At 37.3% G+C, this 4,448-nt stretch carries 4 protein-coding genes; 3 read left to right on the forward strand and 1 reads right to left on the reverse strand.

Going from position 1 to position 4,448, the window contains the following annotated elements; translation table 11 throughout:
• A partial coding sequence (locus AC1DRF_RS17580; RefSeq protein WP_477741274.1) for a transglycosylase domain-containing protein occupies positions 1-1,617 on the reverse strand: 1,617 nt, incomplete at its 3' end.
• Between the two features lie 822 nt (positions 1,618-2,439).
• Here AC1DRF_RS17580 and AC1DRF_RS17585 point away from each other — a divergent pair.
• From AC1DRF_RS17585 to AC1DRF_RS17595, 3 genes are all read left to right on the forward strand, one after another.
• Entirely contained in the window at positions 2,440-3,042 is a 603-nt protein-coding gene (locus AC1DRF_RS17585; RefSeq protein ID WP_230183475.1) for an alpha/beta hydrolase, read from the forward strand.
• A 289-nt stretch (positions 3,043-3,331) separates the two neighbouring features.
• Positions 3,332-4,042 carry a polysaccharide deacetylase family protein gene (locus AC1DRF_RS17590; protein WP_230183476.1) on the forward strand — a complete coding sequence of 237 codons (711 nt, stop codon included), beginning with the start codon at positions 3,332-3,334 and terminating at the stop codon, positions 4,040-4,042.
• A gap of 15 nt (positions 4,043-4,057) precedes the next feature.
• A partial coding sequence (locus tag AC1DRF_RS17595; protein WP_477741275.1) for a DedA family protein occupies positions 4,058-4,448 on the forward strand: 391 nt, incomplete at its 3' end.

Consider the following 4,448-nt stretch of genomic DNA (forward strand, 5'->3'; position numbering starts at 1 on the left):
GGTTTTACCTGCAGCATCTCGTGAAGAACGAGCGTTAACACCTGTTCCATAGCTTTTTTCAATCACATCTTGCAACATGGATGTCATTGTATCTGCATTTTCTTCACTCATTACTTGCGCTGTTTGAATGTCTGGCTTTTTCACTTCACCGTCGCGCATCTCAATTTTTCGAATTGCGTACGGCTTAGTCATGACGCCTTTGTTAGCAAAAGTAGTATATCCTTGTGCTAACTGAAGGGGAGAGAACGTTGTGGTCGTTCCTCCAAGAGCAAGCCCTAATTTTGACTTATCGTCATCTTCAAGCGGAAGTCCAGCTTTTTCCATGAATTTTGCGCTTGTATCAATACCAATTTGTTTTAAAAGCCAAACAGCTGGAACGTTAAGTGAACGGGTAAGTGCTTCACGCATTGTCACATGCTTTTGATATTCACCTTCTGCGTTTTTAGGGCTATATCCACCGCCAAAGTCTTGTCGTTCGTCACTTAAGAGTGAAGTTGGCGTATAATCTCCAGTTTCTAAGGCTGGACCGTATACGGCTRACGGCTTAATAGCTGAACCAAGCTGATAGCCGCTTGTAGCACGGTTTAAGCCGTTTCGCTCATAGCTGCGTCCTCCATACATCGCTGAGATTCCACCTGTTTTAGGGTTAACAGCTGAAATCCCAACCTCTACTTTGCTGTTGATGTCATCATCTCGGAACGTATGATTTGCTACAGAGTTATTAATCGATTCCTGTAAATTAGGATCTAAATCTGTATAAATGGCATAACCACCCTTATAAAGGTCATCAGCAGATACGCCATACTGTTGAGCAGCTTCTTTAATTACATAATCAATAAATGCTTGATTTGAGTTCGGTTTTTTAACAGGAACACTAGGCTTGACTACACGTTCGTTTAACGCTTGCTGATACTGAGTATCGCTAATAACGTTTTGGTCATGCATCAGTTTCAATACAACGTTTCGTCGGGCTGTCGCTTTTTCTGTACTATTGCTTGGTGAATACGTACTCGGCGCTTTTGGCAGTCCCGCTAAAAGCGCAGCTTCGCCTACGGTTAAATCTGATACAGGCTTATTAAAATAAAGCTGAGAAGCTGCACCAATACCATATACACCGCTTCCGAAATAAATTTGATTTAAATATAATTCCAAAATTTGGTCTTTTGTAAATTGTCTTTCTAAGCCTAGTGATAGAAACATTTCATCTACTTTACGTTTAATGGTCTTATCACTAGATAAGTAAAGGTTTCTTGCTAACTGCTGTGTAATGGTACTTGCGCCTTCAGCTTTACTCATTGTTACAATGTTCTTAAAAAGGGCGCGGCCAATACCTTGTAAATCAATCCCAAAATGCTTGTAAAAGCGACGGTCTTCCGTTGCAACAAACGCCATTTTTACATAATCGGGAATTTCATTGCTCGAAACATTTTGACGGGGAACGGTTTTATACAATTCGTCAATCTTACGGTCATTTTTGTCATAGACTACCGTACTTTGAACCGACTGCAGTTTCGAGTAAGATAAATCAGCCGTTTGCTGAAATTGCTTTAATACATAGGTAACTCCCAGCATTACAATTAAAACAACGACTAAAAAGGCTAAAATAAATTTCCTCATGTTGGTTCACTCCACTAAGTAATAATTCCATGTTCACACATAGCTACATTCTTCGTCTTTACAAGGTCGTTATGTAAAGAATGCTGAAGTTTGTTGGCCCATTCAATCTTTTAACAGAGAGATGGGTGGTAAAGTATTAACGTTCACAAGCTGACGTGCTAAGTTTAATAAAGGCTATTATTCAAGTGCAGGTAAGTTTTTAGGGTATAAGATGATTGACATAAATAGCTCTTTACGCAGTTATTTTTTGCTTACTCGCAGATGCTTCGTTTTTTTATTAAACTAAAACGAAGTGAAATACAATCATCTGAACTTAGTTTACCCATAAATTTGTGTTTGTCAAATAAAGTCGTATAAAGCACCATTCGGGGCTTTGTTCCCCTTTATGAAAAAACAAGCTGGTATTTTACGTTCTGTTTCTCATAGAAAAAAGTTGTTATAACACGTATACGAAATAAGATTCAGTACGTTCGGGTATAAATGCTGATATCTGTTGAAAGTAACGAAATAAAGAAAAAATTAACTAATTTATCAGACTAGGGCACTTTTTATATGACGGAAGACGGGTGAGTTTTAATCATTATCCACCTTTTGACGGGAGCACTTAGCTAAAAGTGGAATATTTCTTTCCACCCTGTAAGTCAAACGAATTAAATACCTAGCTGCATATGAGCAATGGCCATATGAAGTTATTCAGTATTATGTGATACTGCCAGCAAAACATACAGGTATTTCTTTGACAGTAGTTCCTTTACAAATGCTTCGAAAGTTCTTATAATAAAATTATCTTTAATTCGAGATATTTAAAGGGAGTGGATATACGTGAAACATATTTTTAAAAAAGGAACGGACGAGACGAAACCGACTTTATTGCTGTTGCATGGTACAGGAGGTACAGAACAAGATCTGCTCCCTGTTGCGGATATGATTGATTCCTCTTGCTCCATATTATCTATAAGAGGAAATGTACTAGAAAACGGAATGCCCCGTTTCTTTAGACGTTTACAAGAAGGAATATTTGATATAGAAGATTTAATTGAACGCACAAAAGAACTTCATCAATTTTTAGATGAAGCGGCTGAAACATACTCATTCGATCGACACAACATCGTAGCTGTAGGCTACTCAAATGGTGCCAATATTGCAGGAAGTTTGCTATTTCATTATGAGAATTCTTTAAAAGGGGCGGCTCTTCTTCATCCGATGGTTCCAAGAAGAGGAATTGAAGTGCCTAAGACCGACGCTTCTATCTTTATTGGGGCAGGTACAAACGACCCTATTTGCCCAGCATCAGAAACGGAAGAACTTTCTGCGCTTTTAGAAAAAGCTGGAGCGGACGTACAGGTGCATTGGGAATCATTTGGGCATCAGTTAACACGAACAGAAATTGAAGCAGCTGAAAAATGGTATCGAGCAAAATTTTAATTTAAAAACTTTCCGCACTCGTGCGGGAAGTTTTTTATTTTTAAAAAGTAATGACAGTTATCATACAAAAGATAGATATAACTGGTAAAAAGTACTTTTTTTACTGAATGAAGGGAAATTTTATGATATCATTTTATTTCCGGTATATCCTTGCAGAACAGCTATTTTTAGGTAAAGTATCAAATTATTTTAAAATTCCTGGCTTCTATCACAAAAAAATGAAACCAAAGTCTGAGTAAACCGTTATAATAAATGCAGGATTTAAATTCAAAAGGATGGTTAAAAGCATATGACTCGTTTTTTTATTGTTTTACTTTTCGTTCTAATGGTTATATGTGTATATACCATTATTTCGCAAACCCTTTATCGTCGCTATCATTCATCAGTCATAATAAAAGGGGAAAAAAAGCATAAAATAGCTATAACATTTGACGACGGTCCTCATCCTGTTTATACACCAAAAATTTTGGACTTGTTCAAACTGTATGAAATGAAAGCTACTTTTTTTATTGTGGGAGAACTAGGGGAGAAACACCCATCTATTTTAAACAGAATGATCGATGAAGGACATGAAGTAGCTATACATCATCATCGTCATGTGAGTGCATGGATGCAAACACCTTGGCAATTAAAAAGACAAATTCATCAATGTGCACAGGTTATAGAGAAAGTAACCAATCAAAAGCCGCTTTTTTATCGTCCGCCGTGGGGACATTTAAATATGAGCAGTTTATCAATGGCCAAGCCATATCACCTTGTGATCTGGACAGGAATCTTTCAGGATTGGACACTAAAAACAACGAAAACGGCATTAGTTCAAAAACTAATGCGTAAAGTAGAAGATGGAGCCATTTTTGTGTTACACGATAATGGAGATACCCCGGGAGCAGATGAAAAAGCACCTGAAATGACGATTGCGGCGTTAGAAGAATTTTTACCTTACTTAAAACAGCAAGGGTATGAAAGTATAACCATGCAGCAATTGATGAATCAATCGTAAATAGAGGAGCGAGCAGTGGACTTAACAATTATTTCTCAGTATATACATTCCTATGGTTATATTGTTATTTTACTTGTACTTTTTTGTGGGATTGTTGGAATTCCAGCGCCTGAAGAATCATTTTTAATATTATTAGGCATGTTTATTGCCAAGCATCAGCTGAACTTATACGAATCATMTCTTTTTGCTTTTTTAGGTGTTATTACTGGAATGCTTACTGCTTACGGGCTAGGAAGGTATGCGGGAACCCCATTTTTTGATAAATACGGAAAATACGTAGGGTTAACCAAAGAGAAAATTGAAGCGGCAAGCGGCAGCTACCATAAATATGGGATATGGACCATTTTATTTGGTTTATATATTCCAGGTTTGCGTCAAATTAGCCCATATATGGCGGGAATAAGTC

The sequence above is a fragment of the Priestia sp. P5_B4 genome (assembly GCF_056400385.1).

What these genes read in the sequence shown, in the direction of transcription:
- AC1DRF_RS17590 (WP_230183476.1), top strand. Translation starts at nt 3,332, where the DNA reads ATGACTCGTTTTTTTATTGTTTTACTTTTCGTTCTAATGGTTATATGT.